The 21,933-nt window shown below is 69.1% G+C and carries 24 protein-coding genes; 16 read left to right on the top strand and 8 right to left on the bottom strand.

Features of this window, described 5'->3' with window-relative positions:
* Window positions 1-120 precede the first annotated feature (120 nt).
* On the bottom strand, window positions 121-726 hold the full coding sequence (locus ACI3KS_RS13330) for a TetR/AcrR family transcriptional regulator (RefSeq protein WP_404919024.1): 606 nt from the start codon (window positions 724-726) through the stop codon (window positions 121-123).
* A 70-nt stretch (window positions 727-796) separates the two neighbouring features.
* Between ACI3KS_RS13330 and ACI3KS_RS13325 the strand changes: the two genes are divergently transcribed.
* The 3 genes from ACI3KS_RS13325 (at window position 797) to ACI3KS_RS13315 (ending at window position 3,391) form a co-directional block, all read left to right on the top strand.
* Window positions 797-2,077 carry an MFS transporter gene (locus ACI3KS_RS13325; RefSeq protein ID WP_404919023.1) on the top strand — a complete coding sequence of 427 codons (1,281 nt, stop codon included), beginning with the start codon at window positions 797-799 and terminating at the stop codon, window positions 2,075-2,077.
* A 143-nt stretch (window positions 2,078-2,220) separates the two neighbouring features.
* The gene (gene arfB, locus ACI3KS_RS13320) at window positions 2,221-2,661 is read left to right on the top strand and encodes an alternative ribosome rescue aminoacyl-tRNA hydrolase ArfB (RefSeq protein ID WP_404919022.1); all 441 of its coding nucleotides are present in this window, start codon (window positions 2,221-2,223) and stop codon (window positions 2,659-2,661) included.
* Between the two features lie 79 nt (window positions 2,662-2,740).
* Entirely contained in the window at window positions 2,741-3,391 is a 651-nt protein-coding gene (locus tag ACI3KS_RS13315; RefSeq protein WP_404919021.1) for a TetR/AcrR family transcriptional regulator, read from the top strand.
* Between the two features lie 6 nt (window positions 3,392-3,397).
* Here ACI3KS_RS13315 and ACI3KS_RS13310 read toward each other — a convergent pair whose 3' ends face one another.
* From ACI3KS_RS13310 to ACI3KS_RS13300, 3 genes are all read right to left on the bottom strand, one after another.
* Window positions 3,398-5,488 (bottom strand): bifunctional lysylphosphatidylglycerol flippase/synthetase MprF, encoded by a 2,091-nt coding sequence (locus ACI3KS_RS13310; protein WP_404919020.1) that lies wholly within the window; start codon window positions 5,486-5,488, stop codon window positions 3,398-3,400.
* Between the two features lie 82 nt (window positions 5,489-5,570).
* Window positions 5,571-6,215 (bottom strand): DsbA family protein, encoded by a 645-nt coding sequence (locus tag ACI3KS_RS13305; RefSeq protein ID WP_404919019.1) that lies wholly within the window; start codon window positions 6,213-6,215, stop codon window positions 5,571-5,573.
* A 45-nt stretch (window positions 6,216-6,260) separates the two neighbouring features.
* Window positions 6,261-6,662, bottom strand: a complete 402-nt coding sequence (locus ACI3KS_RS13300; RefSeq protein WP_404919018.1) for a hypothetical protein — start codon at window positions 6,660-6,662, stop codon at window positions 6,261-6,263.
* Window positions 6,663-6,731: 69 nt separating this feature from the next.
* On the opposite strand from ACI3KS_RS13300, the gene ACI3KS_RS13295 reads away from it, so the two are divergent.
* The 3 genes from ACI3KS_RS13295 to ACI3KS_RS13285 are packed head-to-tail and all read left to right on the top strand — an operon-like array spanning window position 6,732 to window position 9,599.
* Complete coding sequence (locus ACI3KS_RS13295; protein WP_404919017.1) at window positions 6,732-7,079, top strand: PLDc N-terminal domain-containing protein; 348 nt, start codon at window positions 6,732-6,734, stop codon at window positions 7,077-7,079.
* Window positions 7,076-8,740: a 2-succinyl-5-enolpyruvyl-6-hydroxy-3-cyclohexene-1-carboxylic-acid synthase gene (gene menD, locus ACI3KS_RS13290; RefSeq protein WP_404919016.1), complete on the top strand. Its 1,665-nt coding sequence runs from the start codon at window positions 7,076-7,078 to the stop codon at window positions 8,738-8,740. Before ACI3KS_RS13295 ends, menD begins: the two co-directional genes overlap by 4 nt.
* Window positions 8,741-8,756: 16 nt before the next feature.
* Window positions 8,757-9,599: a PPK2 family polyphosphate kinase gene (locus ACI3KS_RS13285; protein WP_404919015.1), complete on the top strand. Its 843-nt coding sequence runs from the start codon at window positions 8,757-8,759 to the stop codon at window positions 9,597-9,599.
* Between the two features lie 211 nt (window positions 9,600-9,810).
* Here ACI3KS_RS13285 and ACI3KS_RS13280 read toward each other — a convergent pair whose 3' ends face one another.
* The gene (locus tag ACI3KS_RS13280) at window positions 9,811-11,067 is read right to left on the bottom strand and encodes an isochorismate synthase MenF (protein ID WP_404919014.1); all 1,257 of its coding nucleotides are present in this window, start codon (window positions 11,065-11,067) and stop codon (window positions 9,811-9,813) included.
* A gap of 96 nt (window positions 11,068-11,163) precedes the next feature.
* Here ACI3KS_RS13280 and ACI3KS_RS13275 point away from each other — a divergent pair, with 96 nt between their 5' ends.
* From ACI3KS_RS13275 to ACI3KS_RS13260, 4 genes are read left to right on the top strand one after another with little or no spacing between them, the layout of a single operon-like run.
* Window positions 11,164-11,724 carry a hypothetical protein gene (locus tag ACI3KS_RS13275; protein WP_404919013.1) on the top strand — a complete coding sequence of 187 codons (561 nt, stop codon included), beginning with the start codon at window positions 11,164-11,166 and terminating at the stop codon, window positions 11,722-11,724.
* A gap of 45 nt (window positions 11,725-11,769) precedes the next feature.
* Window positions 11,770-12,489, top strand: a complete 720-nt coding sequence (locus tag ACI3KS_RS13270) for a class I SAM-dependent methyltransferase (RefSeq protein WP_404919012.1) — start codon at window positions 11,770-11,772, stop codon at window positions 12,487-12,489.
* Window positions 12,490-12,544: 55 nt separating this feature from the next.
* Complete coding sequence (locus ACI3KS_RS13265; protein ID WP_404919011.1) at window positions 12,545-13,606, top strand: polyprenyl synthetase family protein; 1,062 nt, start codon at window positions 12,545-12,547, stop codon at window positions 13,604-13,606.
* A gap of 53 nt (window positions 13,607-13,659) precedes the next feature.
* Window positions 13,660-15,033, top strand: a complete 1,374-nt coding sequence (locus ACI3KS_RS13260; RefSeq protein ID WP_404919010.1) for an FAD-dependent oxidoreductase — start codon at window positions 13,660-13,662, stop codon at window positions 15,031-15,033.
* A 163-nt stretch (window positions 15,034-15,196) separates the two neighbouring features.
* Here the strand turns inward: ACI3KS_RS13260 and ACI3KS_RS13255 are convergent, their stop codons facing one another.
* Window positions 15,197-16,588 carry a DUF6138 family protein gene (locus ACI3KS_RS13255; RefSeq protein WP_404919009.1) on the bottom strand — a complete coding sequence of 464 codons (1,392 nt, stop codon included), beginning with the start codon at window positions 16,586-16,588 and terminating at the stop codon, window positions 15,197-15,199.
* A 115-nt stretch (window positions 16,589-16,703) separates the two neighbouring features.
* On the opposite strand from ACI3KS_RS13255, the gene ACI3KS_RS13250 reads away from it, so the two are divergent.
* Window positions 16,704-17,711, top strand: coding sequence for an alpha/beta hydrolase (locus ACI3KS_RS13250; RefSeq protein ID WP_404919008.1), 1,008 nt, complete (start codon window positions 16,704-16,706; stop codon window positions 17,709-17,711).
* An 11-nt stretch (window positions 17,712-17,722) separates the two neighbouring features.
* Here the strand turns inward: ACI3KS_RS13250 and ACI3KS_RS13245 are convergent, their stop codons facing one another.
* Complete coding sequence (locus ACI3KS_RS13245) at window positions 17,723-18,346, bottom strand: GntR family transcriptional regulator (protein WP_404919007.1); 624 nt, start codon at window positions 18,344-18,346, stop codon at window positions 17,723-17,725.
* Between the two features lie 650 nt (window positions 18,347-18,996).
* On the opposite strand from ACI3KS_RS13245, the gene ACI3KS_RS13240 reads away from it, so the two are divergent.
* Window positions 18,997-19,164 (top strand): hypothetical protein, encoded by a 168-nt coding sequence (locus tag ACI3KS_RS13240; RefSeq protein ID WP_404919006.1) that lies wholly within the window; start codon window positions 18,997-18,999, stop codon window positions 19,162-19,164.
* A 62-nt stretch (window positions 19,165-19,226) separates the two neighbouring features.
* Window positions 19,227-19,688, top strand: a complete 462-nt coding sequence (locus ACI3KS_RS13235) for a GNAT family N-acetyltransferase (protein WP_404919005.1) — start codon at window positions 19,227-19,229, stop codon at window positions 19,686-19,688.
* Between the two features lie 51 nt (window positions 19,689-19,739).
* Here ACI3KS_RS13235 and ACI3KS_RS13230 read toward each other — a convergent pair whose 3' ends face one another.
* Window positions 19,740-20,228, bottom strand: a complete 489-nt coding sequence (locus ACI3KS_RS13230) for a YajQ family cyclic di-GMP-binding protein (RefSeq protein WP_404919004.1) — start codon at window positions 20,226-20,228, stop codon at window positions 19,740-19,742.
* Between the two features lie 62 nt (window positions 20,229-20,290).
* Between ACI3KS_RS13230 and ACI3KS_RS13225 the strand changes: the two genes are divergently transcribed.
* From ACI3KS_RS13225 to ACI3KS_RS13215, 3 genes are all read left to right on the top strand, one after another.
* Window positions 20,291-20,746 (top strand): NUDIX domain-containing protein, encoded by a 456-nt coding sequence (locus tag ACI3KS_RS13225; RefSeq protein WP_404919003.1) that lies wholly within the window; start codon window positions 20,291-20,293, stop codon window positions 20,744-20,746.
* Between the two features lie 194 nt (window positions 20,747-20,940).
* On the top strand, window positions 20,941-21,273 hold the full coding sequence (locus tag ACI3KS_RS13220) for a PadR family transcriptional regulator (protein WP_404919002.1): 333 nt from the start codon (window positions 20,941-20,943) through the stop codon (window positions 21,271-21,273).
* A complete protein-coding gene (locus ACI3KS_RS13215) occupies window positions 21,270-21,908 on the top strand; it encodes an HAAS signaling domain-containing protein (RefSeq protein ID WP_404919001.1) in 639 nt (212 codons plus the stop codon). Before ACI3KS_RS13220 ends, ACI3KS_RS13215 begins: the two co-directional genes overlap by 4 nt.
* Window positions 21,909-21,933: the final 25 nt, after the last annotated feature.

Raw genomic sequence — 21,933 nt, 5'->3', positions numbered from 1 at the left:
GGACACGAAGGCCTCCTGTTGTGAGAAGCGGTTCCTAGACAGCTCCACTCCATAACGGGAGGCCTTCACTCATCGACAGATCAACCGCGATTCACGCAACAACGTCCCTGGACATCACAACTAGCCGCCGAGCTTCGCCTCGACCTGCGCCCACCCGTTCTCGAGCACGGTGAAGCCCGCCTCGAGTGTGCGCAGCTGGTCGTCGCTGTCGGTGACGAGCAACTGGAGCTGCAGTACGAATCGCGCGTAGACGCGGATCTCGGCCGTCGGCTCATCGAGTGAGAGCTCTTCGGCGATCGCCTCGGCGAGAGCATCCTCATGGCGCAGCCACATCTTCGCCGCGTACTCGCGAAGCGCCGGCGTCTCGTTGAGGAAACGCAGGAACGTCCGCGCCACGTCCTCGCCATGTTCATCGAGGTTCACCCCGATCTCCCGCTCGTAGAAGTCGTGGATGGCGCGGTTGATGGTCGATCCCGCCGGTCGCTCGCGGACGGCTCCGACGAGTCGGTCGCGCTGCTCGTCGTCCTCGTCGAAGACGAGAGCCTCCTTCTGCGGGAAATGCGCGAAGACCGTCGTGGGGGAGACGTCGGCGGCATCGGCGACCTCGCGGATGCTGACGTTGTCGAAGCCTCGTTCGAGGAACATCTTCGTCGCGACATCGGAGATGTTCTTCCGCGTCGCGGCCTTCTTGCGCTCGCGGCGACCCATCGGCTCGGCGTTCGTCATGCCCTCATGTTATCCCGGACTGGTTACAAAACTGTATTGACACTAAAACTGGTATAGGTACACTTTCGGTATGACTTCACTCAACTCTTCATCGCGCGTCGGCAACCGCGCCTGGGTCATGCTCGTCGTCCTGACGATGCTGACCGTCATCGGGATGACCGTCGTCCTTCCGGTGCTGCCGTTCGTCGTCCTCGAGTACGTCTCGAACGAGAAGGACCTCGCCATCTGGGTCGGCGTGCTCGAGGCGATCAACGGCCTGTGCGCCTTCCTCGTCGCTCCCTTCCTCGGCCGTCTGTCCGATCGCTTCGGACGCCGCCCCGTGATCATCGCCGCTGCTTTCGGCGCCGCCTTCTCCATGACGCTCTTCGGCGTCGGGGGAGCGCTCTGGGTGCTCGTCCTCGCCCGTGTCATCCAGGGCCTGACCGCCGGAGACATGCCCGCGCTGTTCGCCTACCTCGCCGACATCACCCCGCCCGAGAAGCGCGCGCAGCGCTTCGGCCTGCTCGGTGCGCTCTCCGGCATCGGGATGATGATCGGTCCGGCCGTCGGCGGGCTGCTCGCCGCGATCGACCTGCGGCTGCCGGTCTTCCTCACCGCCGCCGTCGCCCTCACCATCGCGATCCTCAGCATCTTCCTGCTGCCCGAGAGCCTGAAGCCCGAGAACCGGATCAGCAGGATCTCCGCGAAGGACGTGCAGCCCTTCGCAGTCTTCAAAGACGCGTTCGGCCGCAAGGAACTCCGGGGGCTCATGATCGCCTTCGGCATCCTCGCCCTGCCGTTCGGGTTCTTCGTGAACAACTTCAGCGTGCTCGCACTCGACACGATCCACTGGGGACCGACCCAGGTCGGACTGCTCACCGCGGGCGTCGGCATCATCGACATCGTGATCCAAGGCGTGCTGCTCGGCATCCTCCTTCCGCGCATGGGCGAGCGCGGTGTCATCGTGAGCGCCATCGCCGCGCAGGCGATCGGCCTCGCCGGCCTCGCGATCGTGGCATCGCTGTTCGCGCAGCCGTGGGTGTTCATCGTCGGCGCGCTGCTGCTCGCCGCCGGTCAGGGGGCGTCGCAGGCGGCGATGGACGGCGCGATGTCGAACGCCGTCGGCGACGACGAGCAGGGCTGGCTCGGAGGGGCGACGCAGTCGCTCAACGCCGCGATGAGCACGGTCGCACCCCTCATCGCCGCCGCCCTCTACGCCGGAATCAGCCACGCCGCGCCGTACTGGCTCGGGGTCGTGCTGATGATCGTCGCCGCGGTCGTCGTGGCACGGGCGCACATCGCGAACACGGCGAAAGCGGTGCCGGCCGAGCGGGCTGACTCACGGCCGGACCCGGTCGACGCCGCGGTCTGAGTGCGGCCAGCGTCGGAACTCCGGAGAAATGGCGGGGAGACCGGGCAGAAGGGCTCGGTTCCGTGCTACCGAGCCCTTCTCTCCGGAGTTCCGATGGTGCACCGGGCGTGTGAACCCCCGGTCGGACACGCGAAGATGGACGAATGCCCGCCACACCACGCCCAGGTCTCCGGATCTCGTCGCGCCTGACGATTCCGGAATCCGAGCTGTCGTGGCGGTTCTCCCGGTCGTCGGGGCCTGGAGGGCAGGGCGTGAACACGACGGATTCCCGGGCCGAACTGGTGTGGGACGCCGCGCACTCGAACGCACTCACACCGGCCCAGCGCGAGCGGCTGCTGCAGAAGCTGCACAACCGGCTCGTCGGGGGAGTCCTCACGGTCGCGGCATCCGAGCAGCGCGCCCAGTTACGCAACCGTGAAGCGGCGAGGGATCGGCTCACCGCCCTCATCGCCGACGCCCTGCGGCCGCCCGCCCCGACGAGGCGGGCCACGAAGCCGACCCGCGGCTCCCAGGAGCGGCGGCTGCAGACCAAGCAGCGTCGCACCGATGTGAAGAAGCTCCGCAAGCCGCCCCGCGGAGACTGAATCGTCGACGGCGACCGCATAGGCTGGTCGGTGACGCCGGCGCCGAGATCCGTCGACGCGCCGGAAGGGGGAGCACACGATGACGCGCAGCGACGTGTCGGACTCGACGTCCGTGCAACCGCGCAAGCGCCCCCGCGGGCCATACGCGAAGTCCACGGAGACCCGCCAGCGGATCATCGAGGCGGCGATCGCCGAGTTCGCCGAGAACGGCTACAACAGCGGCTCGACGCAGCAGATCGCCGTGCGCGCAGGGCTGTCCTCCGCCCAGATCTTCTACTACTTCCCCAAGAAAGAGGACCTGCTGCACGCGGTCCTCGATCATCGCGATGTCGTGACCGACAGCATCGTCGCCGAGGGCACCGGCCAGCCGGAGGACGTGCCCGAGGTCATCCTCCGCATCGCTGCGGTGAATGACACCATCCCGGGCTTCATCAGCCTGTACATGATCCTGTTCGCGGAGTCCACGACCCCGCGGCATCCGGGCGGCGACTACTTCCGCGACCGCTACCGACGCCTGCGCCGGCAATTCGCCGAGGCGTTCGCCGAGATGGAGGAAGCCGGCCTGCTGCGCCCTGGCGTGGATGCGCGCTACGCCGCGATGTCGACGCTCGCCGCGTGGGACGGCATCCAACTGCAGTGGATGCTGGAGCCGGAGGAGATCAGCGTCGTCGCCTTCATGCGCCGCCATCTCGCGAGCCTGGTGAACGTCCCGGTCGCCGGACCGGCCTGAGCCGCCTCAGTCCTTTCCTCCCCGGACCAGCTCGATACCGGCACCGGCGAACTGCCGCAGCGTCGCATCGGGCAGGAACGCGCGGGTGAGGGCCCGCCCGATGGCCGGCAGGTCGCTCTCATCGCGATAGAGCAGGTACATGGTCTCGTAGCGCGGATGGAACTTCTCCTTGAACCGGTGCAGCGAGCGGAACCCGTAGACCGGTTCGAGCGCCTCGGCCAGCCGTTCGCTCAGCACGGCGATGAGGCCGGCATCCGGCGGGTAGTCGTGCGCCAGCGGCGCGCCGGAGAGCGACATGATCCGGGCGCCCTCCTCGGCGAACTGCCGTGCGGATGATCCGATCAGGTACTCCATGACGGGACCGAAGCCGCCCTCACGACGACGCATGAGATCCAGCGTCCACCCCCGGACCTCGCCGGCTTCCCCGTACACGGGAAGCCACGACAGGAAGCCGTCGACATCGCCGTTCGGCGCGAGGGCGAGCGCGAGACGGACTTCGGGAGCCTCGGCCTCGTCGAGCGTGCCGAGGGTGAAGCGCATCTCGGGCAGATCCTTGTCGCCCACCCACGCCTCGGAGATCGCCCGGACCTGCTGCTGCACTCCCCACGACTCCGCCTTGAGATGCGAGAGGCGGAACGTCATCTCCTCGCGGCCGGCCTTGTTCAGCGAGGTGCGCACCGAGTTCCAGCGCTTGCCGGTGAACGACAGTCCCGGAAGGTCCACGATCGTGTCGTCCGCCACGACGAGGCTGCGCCAGGTGCGCGGCACGGCCGCCCTCGTCGCCGCATCCGCGCTGAAGAAGCACGGCACGAGCCCCGCCTCCTCCGCCGTTCGCACGAACTCCGCGACCGCCGCATCGCGTGCCGCGGCCGGCCCGATCGGATCGGCGAGCGCGAGAGCGACGCCTGAACGCCGCTGATACGCGACGATCCCGCCCTCCGTGCGGGCATAGCTGTTGCCGTCCCAGGTCGTCATCCACGACAGGGTGCCGCCTCCGTGCGTGCGCAGCTCGGCGACCACGTCATCGACGGTCGGGGCGGGCTGCCGACCGAGCTTGGTGGAGCGCCGCGCGCGGAAGGCCCTGCGCACCACGATCAGGTACACGAGCATGAGCAGCCAGAGGAACCCGCTCGCGAGCGCGAACTCCGGCTCGCTGTCGATGGTGGCCTCGAGGTCCATGACTCCGATCACGAGGATCAAAGCGAGCACGAGACCGGCGATGAGCACGTTGAAGATGCCGAGCAGTAGCGCGAGCACCCAGCTCCACCGTCGGCCGCGCCGCAGCCCGTTGGCGATCACGAGGATTACGGTCGCGTCTATGGCCACGTCGAGCAGGCCACCGGATCCGGGCTCGGTGGGCCCGAACGGGCCGTCGGTCGGCACCAGCACCGTGATGATCTCGATCGTGCCGAGCACGAGGAGGGCCACCACGGCGACGAGACGCTGCTCGCGCACCGTGGTGCGTCTGATGCGCAGGGTACGGTCGGCGATGAGGATCAGCAGCACCGCGAGAAGGTGTTCGAGGTCGGCGATCGCGCCCCAGAACAGCATCGCCGTGAACACGAAACCGATCAGCACCAGCCAGGCGCGCACCCGCCAGGGCGGGCGGAAGAGACCGACGGATGCCGCGATGCACGCCATCGTCCCGCCTGAGGCTCCGACGTCGAGGGCCGTCGCCTGTTCCTGCGCCCAGCCCCACGATGTCTGGCTCAGCAGCAGGAGCACGACGGCGGTGGCGAGGATCGCGAAGAGCTGCCCGATCCAGTAGTACGCGAGAGCGACGCGCGCTCCCCGCCGCCACTCCAGGTATCCCATGCCCCAGAACGCCGAGAGCGTGAAGATGTATACCCAGGGCTGATTCACGAAGAACGTTCCGGTGAACGGCGTCCACCATCGACCTTCCGTCAGGTTGGGCAGGCCGTAGGCCACGACATCGAAGAGCTCCGTCTTCTCGAACGGCTCCCACAGCCCCCGGAACGCGATGCCGACGGCGACGACGAGCGCGATCATCGTCAGCGTCGCGGGGACCCTGCGTGCGAAGACGAGGACTGGATGCCGTCGGGCCCTGCGCTCGTCGACCGTGAGCTCCTCGTTCATGCGCTCAGCGTACCGAGAGCGTTCCGGGGCGAGAGAGCTCCGGGAGCGAGACAGTTCCGGGGCGAGAGAGCCCGCGAGGGCCTCAGCCGTTCACGGCCTTCTCGACCGCCGCCTCGAGGTCGCCCCACGCGGTGAGCTCCAGCAGTTCGCCGTCGAGGAAGAACGAGGGCGTGCTCTGCACGCCGAGCGCGGCTCCCTCGGTCCGGTCCTGCTCGATACGAGCCCGCGTCGCGGGATCGGCGATCGCCGCGTCGTACTGCGCCATGTCGAGCCCGAGCTCCTCCGCGAGTGCGCGGAACACCTCCGGCGTCTCCTGCGGCTGCTCGCCCCACTGCGCCTGGGTCTCGAAGAGGCGGTTGTACATGTCCTCGAAGCGCCCCTGCTGCGCCGCTGCCTCGGCAGCGAGGGCGGACTGCATGGAGTTCTTGTGCCCCGGCAGCGGGAAGTAGCGAACGACATAGGTGATCTCGCCGTCGTAGGTCTCGCGGAGGTCCTCCACGATCGGGTGGAACGCGCCGCAGGCCTCGCACTCGAAGTCGAGGAACTCGACGAGGGTGACGGCTTCCGGGCCGGCGTCGTCGATCACATGCGAGGTCGAGGCGACGGTGTCGGCGCTGCTCTCCGAGGGCTGCTGCCCGCGCTGAGAGAGCGCGTAGACGAGAGCGGCGATGCCGAGGACGACGAGAACGGCGAGAGTGATGATGATGGTCTTGAACGAGGTCTTCATGGGGTCTCCAAACGTGGGCTGATCGGTGGCGGGAACGAGTCCCGATCAGGTCCGGGAGACCGACAGCTGCACGAGGGTGAGCGAGAGGATCCGAGCGGAGGGGCCGGCACGCTGCGGGGCGGATGCCGTGGCGACGCGGTCGCGCTGAAGGAGCGCGCGTGCGTGCAGCATCCGCACCATCAGCAGCACGAGCAGGAACACGATCAGCGCGCACATGCCGAGCACGCCGATGTCGGATGCCGCGGCATCGACGACCGAGGAACCGTGCTCGTGCGCCACCGCGCCGGCCGACACGCCCTCGGCCACGCACACGGCACCGGGGGCCGTGCTCTCGCCGTGCGAGTCCGTCCACGCCCCGATCAGCAGAAGCACCGAGAGGCCGAGCGCAAGGGCGACTCTGACGATCACCATGCGCCCTGGCCTGGAGGAGATCTGCAGCTCGGGCATGTTCCGCGCAGTCTAACAATGCGCTCTCGACGCGACGCCCGGTCCTCGTGACGTGCCTAGACTGAAGGGGTGGCGAGACTGTTGATCGTCGGAGGCTTCCTGGCCGCCGTGTTCTGGGTGTTCAGCATCGTCGACTGCGCAGTGCAGCCGGCGACGCGCCACCGGGGCGTGCCCAAGCCCGCCTGGATCGCAATCGTCGTCCTCATCCCGGTGATCGGCGGCATCCTGTGGTTCGCACTCGGACGCCGCCGTCGCGGAGAGCAGCCGAGCGTGCCGTTCATCCCCGCCGACGACGATCCCGGCTTCCTCAGCCGTATCGACAAGCGCGAGCAGGATGCCCGCATCGCCGAACTCGAGGCGGAGCTCGCACGGCTCGAGGACGAAGGCGACGGGTCGCCGACGGACTCTCGTCCGTGACGTCATCGCCGGCGGCCGACGCCGCGGCCGCGCTGATCGCCGAGCTCATCGCGCACGGAGTGCGCGATCTGGTGCTCTCGCCCGGTTCCCGCTCGCAGTCGCTGGCGCTCGCCGCCGTGCACTTCGCCCAGCGCGACCTGCTGCGCGTGCACGTCCGCGTCGATGAGCGCGTCGCCGGGTTCACCGCGCTCGGGCTGTCACGCGAGACAGGGGTCCCCACCGCCGTCGTCTGCACCTCGGGCACGGCCGTCGCGAACCTGCTTCCCGCCGTGATGGAGGCCTTCCACTCCGGCATCCCGCTGCTGCTGCTCACCGCCGACCGTCCGCCCGAGCTGCGGGGAATCGGCGCGAACCAGGCCACCGCGCAGCCGGGGCTCTTCGGCACGTTCGTGCGCTCCAGCCTCGACGCGCCGGTACCAGGCGACGGCGAGTGGATGGGGCTCGCGGAGGCGGCCGTCGCCACCGCGATGGGCGCGGATGCCGAGGGAGCGCTGCCCGAAGTCGCAGGGCCTGTGCACCTCAACCTGCCCACGCGTGAGCCCCTGTCGGGTGCCGTGCCGCGGATCGTCGTCGCGCCCGGGGTGGTACCGCAGCCGGTGCGGGCCGAACCTGTCGTCATCGAACGGGGTCCGCGCACGGTCGTGATCGCCGGGGCTGATGCCGGGGCCGAGGCCGAGGAGATCGCGTATCGGGGCTCCTGGCCGCTCATCGCCGAGGTCGTGAGCGGAGCCCGCTTCGGCCGCCAGATCGTGCACGGGTACCGCCGGTTGCTGAACGAGCAGACGCTCGGCGGGCGCATCGAACGCGCCATCGTGCTCGGACACCCCACGCTCAGCCGCGAAGCGGCGCGCCTGCTGGCTCGCACCGACCTCGACGTGATCGCCGTGCGCCGCGGGGGAGAGGAGCTGAACCTCAACGGACGCACGCGTGCCGCGGCATCCGTCGTCGTCGCGGATGGTCCCGCCGACAGGGAATGGCTCGCCGCGTGGCTCGGGGCGTCGGCGGCGCTCGCCGTCGATCTCAGCGAGGCCGCGCCGGATGCCGAGGGCCTCGCCTCGACCGACCCCGCGACGCGCCGCGACGCCGTGCGCACCGAGCTCGACGCCGTGCGGCGGCCGCTCGACCGAGAGCTGCTCGTCGACGCGGTCTGGCGCGCCACGTGGCCGCACGACCGGCTCATGTTCGGATCGTCGCGGCTGGTCAGAGTCGCCGACGGGGTCCTCGGCGGCAAGAAGGTCCCCGTGCACGCGAACCGCGGGCTCGCCGGCATCGACGGCACGATCGCCACCGCCACCGGCATCGCGGCGGCGAGCCAGGCCGAGGGCGCGCACGGAGTCACCAGGGTGCTGCTCGGCGACCTCGCGTTCCTGCATGACGTCGGCGCGCTCCTGCTGCCCCCCGACGAGCAGGCGCCGCGCATGCAGGTCATCGTCGGCAATGACGGCGGCGGCACGATCTTCGACGGGCTCGAGGTCGCGGCATCCGCCCCGCCCACCGATCTGGACCGCGCGTTCTACACGCCGCACCGGGTCGAGATCGAGCACCTCGCGCTCGCCTACGGCTGGGAGTATCACCGGGTGACCACGCGCAGCGCGCTGGACCAGGTGCTCACCACGCCGGTCGTCGGGCGTCAGATCATCGAGGTGCCGCTCGCCCGCTGACTGGCATGATGTCTGCATGAACGCTCATGCCTGGACTCGCACGCTGCAGGTCTCCGAGGGGTTCCGCCTCGCCGACGTCGACCCGGAATCGAAGCCCGGCTACCACGGGCACAAGGCCGACGGCGCTCGTGATCTTGCGGCCGGCCTCGACGAGCTGAACCTGTTGCAGGAGCGGCTGTTCGCCGAGAGCCGCGTGGGCAAGGCCCAGGACTCGGTGCTGCTCGTGCTGCAGGCGATGGACTCCGCGGGCAAGGGCGGCATCGTGCGGCACGTGGTCGGCGGCGTCGACCCTCAGGGCGTCGCGCTCGCCGCGTTCAAGGCGCCCACCGCCGAGGAGCGATCGCACGACTTCCTCTGGCGCATCGCGAAGCGTCTGCCGGAACCCGGTTTCATCGGGGTGTTCGACCGTTCGCACTACGAGGACGTGCTCATCGGGAGGGTGCGCTCGCTCGCGCCGGCCGAAGAGATCGAGCGACGGTACGACGCCATCAACGCATTCGAAGCGGATGCCGCGGCCGCCGGCACCCGCATCGTGAAGGTCATGCTGCACATCTCGCGCGATGAGCAGAAGGCGCGCTTGATGGAGCGGCTCGAGCGCCCCGACAAGCACTGGAAGTACAACCCCGGCGACGTCGACGAGCGGATGCTGTGGGACCAGTACATGGCCGCGTACCAGACGGTGTTCGAGCGCACCTCGACCGAGATCGCCCCATGGCATGTCGTGCCGGCGAACGCGAAGTGGTACGCGCGGCTGGCCGTGCAGGAACTGCTGCTCGCGGCGCTCGAGGACATCGACCCGCAGTGGCCGGCGGCGGACTACGACGTCGAAGCCGAGAAGAAGCGCCTCGCGGCGAGCTGAGTGCGGCGCCCCGCCGACGGTCCGCACGCGGGTCGGCCTCGCCACACGCGGGTCTGTCACGCCGCACCCGCACGGGCTGAAGACTCACGTTCGGGCTGAGGAATGCGCGAGAAGCTCCCTCCCGAACGCGAGTTCCCCTCCCGAGTGCGCGCGTCTCTCCCGAACCGGGGCTCCTCCCGGCGCCGACCGCGGACCGCGACGGATGAGCCGCTCAGGCGAGGGCGTCGACGAGCGGACGGAACTTCACGCGCGTCTCGAGCAGCTCGGACTCGGGGTCGGAACCCGCGACGATGCCCGCGCCGGCGTAAGCGGTGACGGCGATCGTCTCTTCGCCGGGGGTGAACTGCGCGCAGCGCAGCGCGATCGCCCATTCGCCGTTGCCGGTGGCATCCATCCAGCCGACCGGTCCCGCGTAGCGGCCGCGGTCGAAGGGCTCCAGTTCACGGATCGCCGCGATCGCGGCGGGGGTCGGCGTACCGGCGACAGCGGCGGTCGGATGCAGCGCGCCCACGAGATCCAGTGAGGACTCGCCCTCGGCGAGCTCGCCCTCGACGTCGGTCGCGAGGTGGAAGAGGTTCGGCAGCTTCAACAGGAACGGCTGCTCGCTCGCCGCGAGCGCGCGGGTGTGTGGCCGCAGTGAGGCGAGCACGCTCTGCACCGCATACTGGTGCTCGTCGAGGTCTTTGGTGCTCGAGGCGAGCGCGGCGGACGCGGCGGTGTCGGCGTCAGCATCCGCTCCTCGTCCGATCGTGCCGGCGAGCACGCGCGCGGTGACGGTGCGGTTCTGCACGGTCACCAGGGTCTCGGGGCTCGCGCCGATCAGACCGTCGACCGAGAACGCCCAGGTGTCGGGGTAGCCGGTCGAGAGCGCGCGCACGAGGCGTCGCAGGTCGGAACCGGCCGGGATGCTGCCGGTGAGGTCGCGGGCCAGCACGACCTTGCTGAGCTCGCCGTCGGCGATGCGCGACAGCGCCCCGCGCACGGCATCCTGATACCGCTCCGGCGTCTGCGCTCCCGGGCCGACGGTTCCGGCCCAGTGCGGGCCGTACTCGTGCGGGGAGACCTCTGCGTGGGTGCCGGTGCCCGTCTCGGCGCGGCGGATGCGGGTGAGCCAGGTGCGTCCGCGGTGGCGCCCGATGACCGCGGACGGCACGATGAGCACGCTGTCGGCGGCGGAGTCCTCGTCGAACGCGAGCGCGCCGAAGGCGATGAGGCCGGTGCCGGGCAGGCCGAGCGGATCGTCGATCTCGGCATCCGTCGTGAGGTCGCGCCACGCGTCGCCGATGATCCGCGAGCGCAGCGGGCCGTGACCTGCCGGCACCCGGATGCTCGCGACGATGCCGGAGCCGACCGCGACCACGCCGTCGCCTCGCCGGAGCCACGCGAGCGGTGAGGCGGGGTCGGCGTATGCCAGAGGATCCTCGACGGGGTCGATCTCGCGAGTCTCCACGACCAGCCTGCTGCTCACCCCTCCAGCCTATGCCTCGGCGGCGGGGCCGCCGCCCGCCGATCGAGCGAGCCTCGGCCCCGCCGAGCCCGCACCGCGTCGATCTACGCTGTCTCCATGAGCGACGCACGTCCCACATCCGGGTCCGAGATGATCATGCAGTGGCGCAAGTGGGACGGATCCACGCACTGGCGGCACGAGTGCGTGTACCTCGGCTCCGACGCCTGGGGCGACTGGATCGGCCAGCCGGTCGGATGGCTCAGCGCCCGTCCTGGGCGCGAGTTCGTCGCGGGAAGTCCGAACGTGACCCTGATCCCCGCAGGGCGGGACGACTACGCGCTCACCGTCAACCGTGACCACCCCCACGACATGCGCATCTACATCGACCTGGGGTGGGAGGTGCGCTGGTCGGACGACCCGCTGCTCGCCACGGGCATCGACATGGACCTCGACGTCGTCCGCGTCGAGGGTGAGCGCGGAACCTGGGTCGACGACCGTGACGAGTGGGCCGAGCACAGCGCCGCATACGGCTACCCGGCCGATGTCATGCGTCACCTCGAGGCACTCGCCCTCGACCTCGAGGCGGCCGTGCGTGCGCAGCATCCGCCATTCGACGACGCGACGGCCGACGTGTGGCTCGACCGCCTCGCCGAGCTGCGTCTCGATCGCCCGGCGTAGCCGCCCATCCAGGTCGCTCTCGACCGCCCGGCCTAGACTGAACGGGTGACCCCGACAGAGCCCAATCGCGCAGATCTCGGCAAGGACCCCGCCCGCGTCAGCGGCATGTTCGACCAGGTCGCCGCCGGCTACGACCGCACGAACACGGCCATGACGATCGGCAACGACGCGCTCTGGCGCGCGGCCACCACTCGGGCCGTCGCGCCGAAGCCGGGGGAGAAGATCCTCGACCTCGGCGCCGGCACGGCGTCGTCGTCGGCCTCGCTCGCGCGCAGCGGTGCGCAGGTGGTCGCTGCCGACTTCTCGCCGGGAATGCTCGCCGAGGGCGAGCGCCGGCACGGCAGCATCCGCAATCTGTCGTTCGTGCAGGCCGATGCGACGGATCTGCCCTTCGAGGATGCCGAATTCGACGCTGTGACGATGTCGTACGCGCTGCGCAACGTGAACGACCCGAAGAAGGCGCTGCGCGAGCTCTTCCGCGTCACGAAGCCGGGTGGACGGCTGGTCATCAACGAGTTCTCGACGCCCCCGGGGCGGCTCTTCCGAGGTGCCTACCGCTTCTACAACGCCCAAGTGCTGCCGCGCGTCGCGCGCGTCGCCGGGACGAACGGCGAGGCCTACGACTATCTCAACGAGTCGATCAGGGACTGGCCCGACCAGAAGCGCCTGTCGGCGTGGATCCGGGATGCCGGGTGGACCGATGTCGCCTACCGCAACCTCTCGTTCGGCATCGTCGCCCTGCACCGAGCCCGCAAGCCGGAATGATCGGAGCCGTCGTGCACATGATCGGGGCCGGAGCGCACCCGGGTAGGCTGGGGTCGTGACTTCGAGCCCCATCGCCCCGGGTTCGCGACTGGCGAGCCGTCTCGGCTTCAGCGACCGCGTCTTCATCGGCCCCTCCGCTCGTCGGATCGCGCGCGCGATCGAAGACGGCCTCGAGCTCGTCGAGACCGGGCTCGCCGTTGACGTGCGCGTCGCCGATCCACTCGTCGACGCGGCCAGCCGCTACCTCTACGAGGCCGGCGGAAAGCGCATCCGCCCTGTGCTCACGCTGCTCGCGGCCCAGCTCGGCGACGGCAACACGGATGCCGTGATCGATGTCGCGAAGGCGCTCGAGATCACCCACCTCGGCTCGCTGTACCACGACGACGTCATGGACGGCGCCGACCGGCGGCGCGGGGTCCCCGCGGCCCATGCCGTGTGGGGCAACAACATGGCGATCCTCACCGGGGACATCCTGTTCTCCCGAGCCAGCCAGTTGATGTCGCGCCTGGGTGAGCGTGCGACCCGTCTGCAGACCGACACGTTCGAGCGGCTCGTGCTGGGGCAGATGCACGAGACCCTCGGCGCGCAGCCCGAGGACGACCCGATCGAGTTCTACATCCAGGTGCTCGCCGACAAGACGGGTTCGCTCATCGCGGCGGCGACGCAGGGCGGCGTGATCTTCTCGAACGCCCCGTCCGAGTACGAAGAGCCGATGCGCGTGTACGGCGAGAAGATCGGCGTCGCCTTCCAGCTGCTCGACGACGTGATCGACCTCTCCGCCAAGCCGGAGGACACCGGCAAGGTGCCAGGGACCGACCTGCGCGCGGGCGTGCCGACGATGCCGTACCTGCTTCTCAAGGCCGAGACCGACGCGGCATCCGCCGATCTCGCCGTGCGCATCGACGACGGTGTGGCGCGCATCGCCGACGGCGAGGATCCGGCGATCCTCGACGGCCCGCTCGCCGAGCTGCGCGACCACCGCTCGACGCAGAAGACCCTCGATCTCGCCCTCTCCTGGACGCGGGATGCCGTCGACGCGCTCGCTCCGCTGCCCAAGGGCACCGTGCGCGACGCGCTCACGCGATTCGCCGAGTCGCTCGCAGAGCGCTCCAGCTGACCCTCGCCGCTTCGCGGCCGGCACCCGGGCACGGGTGCGACGAAAGGACACTCATGACCAAGCTCAGACTCGCCATCGTCGGTGCCGGACCCGCCGGCATCTACGCCGCCGACATCCTGTTGAAGGCCGAGCGCAAGTTCGACGTGTCGATCGATCTGTTCGAGCAGCTCCCCGCACCCTACGGTCTGGTCCGCTACGGCGTCGCGCCCGATCACCCGCGCATCAAGGGCATCATCAACGCTCTGCGCGATGTGCTCGACCGTGGTGACATCCGCCTGTTCGGAAACGTGCGCTTCGGTGAGGACATCACCCTCGACGACCTCAAGAAGCACTACAACGCCGTGATCTTCGCGACCGGCGCGATCCGCGACACCTCGCTGGACATCCCGGGCATCGACGCGGTCGCCTCCTACGGTGCCGCCGACTACGTCAGCTGGTTCGACGGCCACCCCGACGTGCCGCGCGAATGGCCGCTGGACGCGGCATCCGTCGGCGTGCTCGGCAACGGCAACGTCGCGCTCGACGTGGCGCGCATGCTCGCGAAGCACGCCGAGGACCTGCTCGTCACCGAGGTGCCCGAGAACGTCTACGAAGGGCTCAAGGCGAGCCAGGTCACCGATGTGCACGTCTTCGGCCGCCGCGGCCCCGCCCAGGTGAAGTTCACCCCGCTCGAGCTGCGCGAGCTCGGCGAGCTGCGCGACGTCGACATGGTCGTCTATGACGAGGACTTCGACTACGACGAGGCCGCGAAGGACGCGATCGCCAGCAACAAGCAGGTCATGGTCATCGACCGCGTGCTGCAGTTGTGGCGCAAGCGCGATTCGGTCAACAACGCGGGAGGCACGGCATCCCGTCGTCTGCACCTGCACTTCTGGGCCCGCCCCGTCGAGGTCCGCACCGACGACCAGGGCCGCGTCGCCGCCCTGGTCTACGAGCGCACGAAGCCTGACGGGCAGGGCGGCGCGGTGGGCACCGGCGAGCTGCGCGAGGTTCCGATGCAGTCGCTCTACCGTGCCATCGGCTACTTCGGCTCGCCGCTTCCCGATGTGCCCTTCGACAAGAAGCACGGCGTGATCCCGAACCGCGAGGGGCAGGTGCTCGCGAAGGACTCCAACGAGCAGCTTCGCGGTGTCTACGCGACCGGATGGATCAAGCGCGGACCTGTCGGTCTCATCGGCCACACGAAGTCCGACGCGATGGAGACGGTTCGCCACATCATCAACGACCAGGGCTCGTGGTGGCACCCGGAGGACCCCTCCGAGGACGCGATCCCCGCGCTGCTGCAGGAGCGCGGCGTGAAATGGACCGACCTCGACGGCTGGCACCGCCTCGACGAGCACGAGATCTCCCTCGGTGCCCCGCAGGAGCGCGCACGCGTGAAGGTCGTCCCTCGCGACGAGATGGTACGGGTCTCGCGCGCCGAGTGACGGCGGACGGGGTTCGGACCGGCTGAGCTCGGCGGGCTGAGCACGGCTGGCTGAGTCCGGGGTCTGCGTATCGGAGGAGATCTCCGTTTCGGAGGTCGACGTCGGCGCAAGGGTCCTCCGCAGTGCAGATGTCCTCCGCAGCGCCGGCCGCCGCGACGCCTGATCAGCCAGTACTGCGGCTGTCGTCGAAGATCTGCTCGTACAGCGGACGCAGTTCTGCAGGCGCACCCGCGATCACACCGGCACCTCGATCGTGCTCCGTGGCCTCACCCCAGATCGCGTATCGCGCCGCGCGGAAGCCGGGGTCATCGGTCGAGTCGCCGACCAGGTTCGTGCGCAGCATCGCGATCGCCGACGGCACCTCGCCCTCGCGCGACGCCCGCAGCTGCAGCAGCGTCTCGAGCACGGTGCGGTCTGCCGCGAGCGCCGGATAGGCCGTGCGGTGCCGCAGATGCTGGATGTTGCCGGCTGCGGCGATGAGATACGCGAGCGCCTCGGACGTGAACCCGTGCGCATCGATGACGGCCCCGATGAATCGCCCGTGCATCGACTGGTGCTCGCCGTCGACGAGTGCGAGATAGTCGAGCACGAGGGGAGCGGATGCCGCATCGGCCAGGCCCAGTGCGAACACGGCGAAGGTACCCGGCATCGCGCAGTCCTCGCCGTCGAGGTTCTGATACCACTCGAACTCGTTCATCGCGGCGCGGGCGTATGCCTCGATCGCCGGATGCAGCCCGGGGTAGGCGGCCGCGGCGGCGAAGAGCTGATGCGCGCCCTTCTTCGGCAGACCCTTGACCGGCAGATAGGTCTTGGTCGGACCGCGGAACTCGATCGCATACGACCGCGGGAACTCGGTCGTCGTGAGCAGGCGCGTGAGGTGGTCGAGTGTCTGTGCGTACGCCTGCTCGCTCTCGTCCTTCTGAGTGATGCGGATCACCGCGAGCGCGTCGTTGGCCTTCGCCGTCACCCCTTCGCCGCGGAACTCTGCCAGCTCGCGTGGCAGAGTTCCGGTGCCGTGCTTCTTCAGCCGCGCGGGCAGGTCGGAGCCGAGATCGCTCACCCAGCCGAAGATCCGATCGGCCGACACCGACGCGTAGCTGGGGCCGTGCTTCAATTCGCCGATCGCGACATAGCACGCGAAGTCGAAGAACGAATCGGGGATGCCGTTGACGTCGGCATCCGCTCTGCGTTCCCACTTCTCGTCCCAGTCCGAACCCCTGTTCACGAAGTAGGGGGTGCACAGCCGTGCCTCGACCCACTGCTTCAGCGTGTAGCTGATCTCGTGCCACCCGAAGAGCGCCCGCATCCGCTCCGTGAACACCCGGGCATGTGCGGCGTCGAACGTGCTCGCAGGTCCCATGCCGAGACCGTAACGCAGTACGGCCGTGCCGAGGAGCATGCGTCCGTCCACCCGGAACCCACGGATGCTCTCCCCGCTGATCTTCACGACGGATGCCGTGCCGTCGTGCACTGCGGCGACCGCGGCGTCGAAGATCGGACGCACATCATCATCGCGGAGTGCATCGTCGAACACGAGCCAATCCCGACCGATCACGATGCCTCCCCTTCTGCGGACCGCTTCGTCGACGGTCCCTCGCGAGCACCTTATCGCCTGATACCGACACGGCCGCGAGCCACGACATCCGCCGACGACCGGCTAGCCTGGCGACATGGCCGATTGGGTACCCGACGTCCTCGGAGATGAGTTCGAGCAGCTGACGCTCGACCTCGGTGCCGATGACGAGGGCCCGGTCGTGGCCACTCTGGTCCGGGCGCTTCCCGCGCCCCCGAGCTGGTGGGACCGGCTGAGCGGACGCACGCGCCCGCTCGATGACGTCGACGTGCTGTACGTGCACGGTTGGTCGGACTACTTCTTCCAGAAGCGGTTGGCGAGGTTCTGGACCTCCCGTGGCGCGCGGTTCTTCGCACTCGATCTGCGCAAGTACGGACGGAGCCTGCGCGAGGGACAGACCCCGGGCTACATCACCGATCTCGCGACGTACGACGAGGACATCGCCGCGGCGCGCGCGGCGATGGCGGAGACGGCCGGTGTTCTCGGCCGACGGCTCGTACTGCTCGGGCACTCGACAGGCGGTCTCACCCTGAGTCTGTGGGCGTCACGGCATCCGGGGGAGGCCAGCGCGGTGATCCTGAACAGCCCGTGGCTGGAGTTCCAGGTCGCGTCCGTACGTCCACTGATCACGCCTGTCGCCGAACTGCAGGCGCGATGGGCACCCAGAGAGGTCGCGCCGCAGGTCGACCTCGGCTTCTACACCCGCGCGCAGGCGGAGGTCGCCGATCCCGACGACCCGATGACGGTCGATCTCGCGTGGCGCCCGGCGCAGACCATGGCAGTGCACGCCGGCTGGTTCCACGCGATCATCAAGGGGCACAACGCGGTCGCCGCGGGTCTGTCGATCGACGCGCCGGTGTGCGTGCTGCTCTCCACGCGCTCGGCGACGCCGACGCGGTGGAGCGACGATCTCACGCGTGCCGACACCGTTCTCGTGGTCGATGACATCGCACGCGCGGCGCTGAAGCTCGGCCCGTCCGTCACCGTCGAGCGCATCGATGGAGCACTGCACGATGTGTTCCTCTCGCGCCGAGAGGCGCGCTCCGAGGCGTATGCGCGCCTCGGCCGCTGGGTCACCGGATGGGCGGCCGTCGGCCGACGCTGAGCATCCGTCGATCAGATGCCGTGGAGCGCTCGCGCTGCACGTTCCGCGGCATCGCCGTCGCCGGAGTTCAGGGCCTCTCGCAGCTCCCCGCACAACTGCTGGATGCGATCGTGGTCCATGTGCGGGTCGTCGCAGGCGCTGAGGTTCCGCCGGATCACGAGTCCGGTCTCGCTCAGCATCGAGCGCAGCGGCGTGTTGCCGGTGCGCTCGCCGAGGAACGCGAACACGTCCCATCTCGCCCGCGCAGCATCCGTGCCGGGCTCGGCATCCGCGAGGCGCTCGATGAGCATCGCGACCTGCTGCCGCTCGAGCGGCGTCGCCCTCGTCGCGGCGAGGCGAGCGACGATCCCGGCCTGGAAACCCGCGAACTCGAGCGTCTGCGCCATGATCTCGGCGGTGACGGACGTCACCTCGGTGTATCGGCTCGGATAGACGACGACCAGGCCGAGGCGCTCCAAGCGCTGCAGCGCCTCGCGCACCGGTGTCCGGGACACGTGGAGTTCTTCGGCGACCTCGAGATCGCGGATGCGATGACCCGGAGGGTACTCGTCATTGAGGATGCGCGCGCCGATGTCCTCGAACACTCGTTCCGCCAGTGTGACCTTGACCGCGCCCGGTCCGTCGGTACCTCTCATGTTCATGACCCCCCAGCCGCGTATCCCCTGTCCAGGCCCCCGAGGTATGCCTGGAGGGCTACTACATCATGAAGCCGGATGCTCCGCACGCACATCCTTCTTCGTCGAACGTGTCGCGCCGTCCGGTTCGCCGTCGGAGGTGCCTGTGACCGGCGGTAGTCGGGGTATCCGCCGGTCACAGGCGATCACGACCGCGGAGCCGACGGAGACCCGATCCCCACCGGGAGCGGAATCGTGAAGGGAGAGCCGATTCCGTCCGCCGGCGCGTCGCTTGTCGTGCATCTTCGTCGCCCTCCGGAGTGCGACGTCTTCAGTTTCCGGCACAAATCCTCGTATATCGGAATGCGTTCTTAGACATCCGGCCAGATTCGTCGCCGGCTTCCGAACCCTCCCTCAGCCCGCTCACCCGCCGCTACGACGCGATCGTCGTGGACCGGTGGCTCCCCGGCGTCAGCGGGGTCTTCCCGGTGGTCAGAACGAGCCCCGCGGCGGTAGGAGCGACGATGGCTCCTGAACGGTCATCGCCGCAGACACAGGATGACGGGGCTCACCCGCCCGGTCAAGCCCCTGGGCGCCCGCGGTCGCGGTTCCGTAAGGTCATCTCCCCGACGAAGGAACGGTCGGAGAGATGGACATGAAAGGAGTCGCAGATGAGTGATCCGAAGAACACCCAGGGCACGCCCGGCGCCGATGAGGAGGCCGACACGGCCTCGGGAGGCGCGCCCGACGATGGCGGCTCCGGGGACACCGACGAGGTGCTCGAGCAGGAGACCACGGATGACGAGGGCAAGCCCCTCGAGAATCCCTCGGGAGGCTGATCGGCGTGCAGGATGCGGCAGGGGCTTCGGCCCCTGCCGCGTCGCTGTGGTTGGCTGAGAGGATGCCGAACGTATGGATCCTCCGCCCCGCTCACGAGGAGGACGCCACGTGGATGGCCGACCTACGGGCCGTCGTCCTGCGGGCGGATCTCGAGCGTCTGGGACGCTATGACGAGCGACGTGTGCGGACGAGGTTCCTCGACGCCTACGCGCCCGGGCACACTCAGGTGATCGTCGTCGACGGCCGTGACTCCGGACTCGTGGCCGTCCGGCCGGAGGGGGAATCGCTGTGGATCGAGCACTTCTACCTCGACCCGTCTGTGCAGGGCCGCGGGATCGGCGGCGGTGTGCTCACCGGCATCCTGCGCGATCACGCGGACGACGATCGGATGCTGCGCCTCAACGTGCTGCAGGGGAGCGCCGCGCGACGGCTGTACGAGCGGCACGGGTTCGTCCTCGAGAGCGAGGACGCCGTCGACGTCTTCCTGCGGCGAGAGCCCGGCGCGCAGGGGCCGAGGCCCTGAAACGCGAATGGCCCCCGTCAGAACGGGAGCCATTCGGTGCGCGGAGCGCGTTCAGCGGTAGTTGATGAACTGCAGGTCGACGTCGAGGTCCGAGCCCTTGAGCAGCGCGATGACCGCCTGCAGGTCGTCGCGGCTCTTGGACTGCACGCGCAGTTCGTCGCCCTGGATCTGGCTCTTGACGCCCTTGGGGCCTTCGTCGCGGATGATCTTGTTGATCTTCTTCGCGTTCTCCGAGGAGATGCCGTCCTTGAGGCTCGAGACGATGCGGAACTCCTTGCCGCTCGCGAAGGGCTCGCCCGAGTCGAGGCTCTTGAGCGAGATCCCGCGCTTGATGAGCTTCGACTGGAAGACGTCGAGCACCGCGGTCGCGCGCTCCTCGGTGCTCGCCTTGATGAGCACCTGCTCGCCACTCCACTCGATGGAGGCACCGGTGCCCTTGAAGTCGTAGCGCTGCTCGATCTCCTTGTGCGCCTGGTTGAGGGCGTTCTGCGCCTCCTGGTGGTCGACCTTCGAGACGATGTCAAATGAGCTGTCAGCCATACCCCCAACTGTAACCGGGGTGCGCACGATCGCGTGGTGAGTGCGGTGCATAGACTGCTCCGATGTCGATCTCGCCGTACGTCGCCTCGATCCGCGCGAGGATCGGGCACGAATTCCTGCTTCTGCCGGGCGTCACAGCCGTGATCCGTGACGGCGCCAGGTTCCTGCTCGCCCGGCACGCCCATTCGGGCCTCTGGAGTCTCATCGGCGGGGGTGTCGAGCCGGGGGAGGAGCCGGCGGATGCCGTCGAGCGCGAGGTCCTCGAGGAGACGGGTGCGCGGGTGCGGATCACCGGCATCGTGGGTGCTTACGGCGGTCAGCCCATGGCCGTCACCTATCCCAATGGCGATGAGGTCGGGTACATCTCGATCGCGTACGCGTGCGAACTGCTTGATGACGCAACTCCGGATATGGAGGAGATCGTCGAACTCTCCTGGTTCTCGCGCGAAGAGATCGCCCGGTTGCCGCGGCGCGACTGGATCGATCGAGTGATCAACGATTCCGATCGCGACCAGTAGGCGCGTCTCCGTCGCGTACCGCTTTTGTCGGGCGATATGCGGTTCGTCGGGCGATTCTCGCGGAAAACCGAGCGGTTCCGGGTGGAGTCCCCGACTGAACGCACGTCGCGCGATGCGGCAGCACGACGAGCGAGCTCAGAAGCCCGAGACGATGTGCTGACATCTACCTTGCCACGCATGCTACCTTGTCATGCATGACAGCCGACGTCGGTGCGCAGATGCGCAAGGGGGTGGTCGAATACTGCGTGCTCGGCCTTCTCTCGCGTGAACCGATGTACGGCTGGCAGCTGTCGGACGCCCTCATCCAGGCGGGGCTCATCGCCAGCATCGGCACGCTGTACCCGCTGCTCGGCCGGCTCCGCGACAACGGCTGGGTCAGCACATTCGAGCAGCCTTCGGAGAGCGGCCCGGTGCGCAAGTACTACCGCCTCACGGATGCCGGATCCGTGCAGCTCGAGAGATTCCGGGCCCAGTGGGCCCCGTTCGCCCGTGTCGTCACGGGCATCGTCGGAGAGGAAAGACCATGACCCAGCTCATTGCGGACGGCATGCGCGACGAGTACCTCGCGCGTCTCGATGAGGCGATGCGCGCGCTCCCGCACGGCGTCGCCGGCGAGATCCGTTCGGGCATCGCCGAAGAGCTGAGCGGACTCGACGTCGCCGAGCTCTCCGCGCGGATCGCCGCTCTGGGCGACCCGGCCGTCATCGCACGCGAAGCGCAGGCGCAGTCCGAGGATGCTCCCGCAGCCTCCCTGCCAGAGCCGGCGAAGCCGCCCGTCACGAGCGGCCGCACCTTCGCGATCGTCGCAGCGATCACCCTCGGCGCGGGCGGCTTCGTGGTGCCGATCATCGGGTGGATCGTCGGCGCCGTGCTCGTGTGCCTGAGCCCGCTCTGGAGGACGTGGGAGAAGGTCGTCGCGATCGTCGTTCCCTTCGTGACCCTCGTGATCTCCGCCGTCATCGGAGGAACGTTCTGGGGCGTCGCCGGGTTCGAGAGCGGCAGCTCCTCCGGAACCGGGGATGCGGTGACCACCGTGAACAATCCCCTGGTGCCTGCGGTGTACGACGTCGTGTGGTCCGGGGCTCTCGTCCTCGGTGTGCTGCTCGTCCCGCTCTCGAGCCTCTGGCTGCTCTGGCGACTGCGGGGACGAGCCGCTCGCTGAGCGCGGCATCCGGATCGGCGTTGCG

The sequence above is a fragment of the Microbacterium sp. ZW T5_45 genome (assembly GCF_044987415.1).
Taxonomy (GTDB): Bacteria; Actinomycetota; Actinomycetes; order Actinomycetales; family Microbacteriaceae; genus Microbacterium.
Note: the sequence above shows the minus strand (reverse complement) of the source record. Positions and strands in the feature narration are given on the sequence as shown.

What these genes read in the sequence shown, in the direction of transcription:
- ACI3KS_RS13330 (WP_404919024.1), bottom strand. Translation starts at nt 726, where the DNA reads ATGACGAACGCCGAGCCGATGGGTCGCCGCGAGCGCAAGAAGGCCGCG.
- ACI3KS_RS13325 (WP_404919023.1), top strand. Translation starts at nt 797, where the DNA reads ATGACTTCACTCAACTCTTCATCGCGCGTCGGCAACCGCGCCTGGGTC.
- arfB (WP_404919022.1), top strand. Translation starts at nt 2,221, where the DNA reads ATGCCCGCCACACCACGCCCAGGTCTCCGGATCTCGTCGCGCCTGACG.
- ACI3KS_RS13315 (WP_404919021.1), top strand. Translation starts at nt 2,741, where the DNA reads ATGACGCGCAGCGACGTGTCGGACTCGACGTCCGTGCAACCGCGCAAG.
- ACI3KS_RS13310 (WP_404919020.1), bottom strand. Translation starts at nt 5,488, where the DNA reads ATGAACGAGGAGCTCACGGTCGACGAGCGCAGGGCCCGACGGCATCCA.
- ACI3KS_RS13305 (WP_404919019.1), bottom strand. Translation starts at nt 6,215, where the DNA reads ATGAAGACCTCGTTCAAGACCATCATCATCACTCTCGCCGTTCTCGTC.
- ACI3KS_RS13300 (WP_404919018.1), bottom strand. Translation starts at nt 6,662, where the DNA reads ATGCCCGAGCTGCAGATCTCCTCCAGGCCAGGGCGCATGGTGATCGTC.
- ACI3KS_RS13285 (WP_404919015.1), top strand. Translation starts at nt 8,757, where the DNA reads ATGAACGCTCATGCCTGGACTCGCACGCTGCAGGTCTCCGAGGGGTTC.
- ACI3KS_RS13275 (WP_404919013.1), top strand. Translation starts at nt 11,164, where the DNA reads ATGAGCGACGCACGTCCCACATCCGGGTCCGAGATGATCATGCAGTGG.
- ACI3KS_RS13260 (WP_404919010.1), top strand. Translation starts at nt 13,660, where the DNA reads ATGACCAAGCTCAGACTCGCCATCGTCGGTGCCGGACCCGCCGGCATC.
- ACI3KS_RS13250 (WP_404919008.1), top strand. Translation starts at nt 16,704, where the DNA reads ATGGCCGATTGGGTACCCGACGTCCTCGGAGATGAGTTCGAGCAGCTG.
- ACI3KS_RS13245 (WP_404919007.1), bottom strand. Translation starts at nt 18,346, where the DNA reads ATGAGAGGTACCGACGGACCGGGCGCGGTCAAGGTCACACTGGCGGAA.
- ACI3KS_RS13240 (WP_404919006.1), top strand. Translation starts at nt 18,997, where the DNA reads ATGAGTGATCCGAAGAACACCCAGGGCACGCCCGGCGCCGATGAGGAG.
- ACI3KS_RS13235 (WP_404919005.1), top strand. Translation starts at nt 19,227, where the DNA reads ATGCCGAACGTATGGATCCTCCGCCCCGCTCACGAGGAGGACGCCACG.
- ACI3KS_RS13230 (WP_404919004.1), bottom strand. Translation starts at nt 20,228, where the DNA reads ATGGCTGACAGCTCATTTGACATCGTCTCGAAGGTCGACCACCAGGAG.
- ACI3KS_RS13225 (WP_404919003.1), top strand. Translation starts at nt 20,291, where the DNA reads ATGTCGATCTCGCCGTACGTCGCCTCGATCCGCGCGAGGATCGGGCAC.
- ACI3KS_RS13220 (WP_404919002.1), top strand. Translation starts at nt 20,941, where the DNA reads ATGACAGCCGACGTCGGTGCGCAGATGCGCAAGGGGGTGGTCGAATAC.
- ACI3KS_RS13215 (WP_404919001.1), top strand. Translation starts at nt 21,270, where the DNA reads ATGACCCAGCTCATTGCGGACGGCATGCGCGACGAGTACCTCGCGCGT.